General features: G+C 49.8%; 1 protein-coding gene. It reads right to left on the bottom strand.

From position 1 onward, the window contains the following. Positions 1-616: hypothetical protein (locus tag OCH80_RS08055; RefSeq protein WP_404539749.1), on the bottom strand; the 616-nt coding region annotated here is incomplete at both ends.

Here is a 616-nt window from a genome sequence, read left to right as displayed (position 1 = left end):
TGCAAGCGAATCACCGAGCACCTCAGCTTCAACTAGTGAGTCAGTTGCAAGCGAATCACCGAGCACTTCAGCTTCAACTAGTGAGTCTGCTACAAGCGAATCGACAAGCACTTCAACTAGTGAGTCTGTTGCAAGCGAATCTGCAAGCAGCTCAACTTCGACTAGTGAATCTGGTGTGAGCGAATCAACGACCACTTCAGCTTCAACTAGTGAGTCTGCTACAAGTGAATCGACGAGTGCCTCAACCTCAACTAGTGAATCTGGTGTAAGCGAATCGACAAGCACTTCAACTTCAGCAAGTGAGTCTGCTGCAAGTGAATCGACGAGTGCCTCAACTTCAACTAGTGAGTCCGGCGCAAGTGAATCGACGAGTGCCTCAACTTCAACTAGTGAAGCCAGTGCAAGCGAATCACCGAGCGCCTCAGCTTCAACTAGTGAGTCAGTTGCAAGCGAATCACCGAGCACTTCAGCTTCAACTAGTGAAGCCAGTGCAAGTGAATCGACAAGCGCATCAACTTCAACTAGTGAAGCCAGTGCAAGCGAATCACCGAGTGCATCAACCTCAACTAGTGAGTCCGGCGCAAGCGAATCCGCAAGCACCTCAACTTCAGCTAGT

Origin of the sequence: Lactobacillus sp. 23-2 (assembly GCF_044902225.1) — a bacterium.
GTDB lineage: Bacteria > Bacillota > Bacilli > Lactobacillales > Lactobacillaceae > Lactobacillus > Lactobacillus absianus.
The sequence above is the reverse complement of the archived record's forward strand: the minus strand, read 5'-3'. Positions and strand labels throughout refer to the sequence as shown.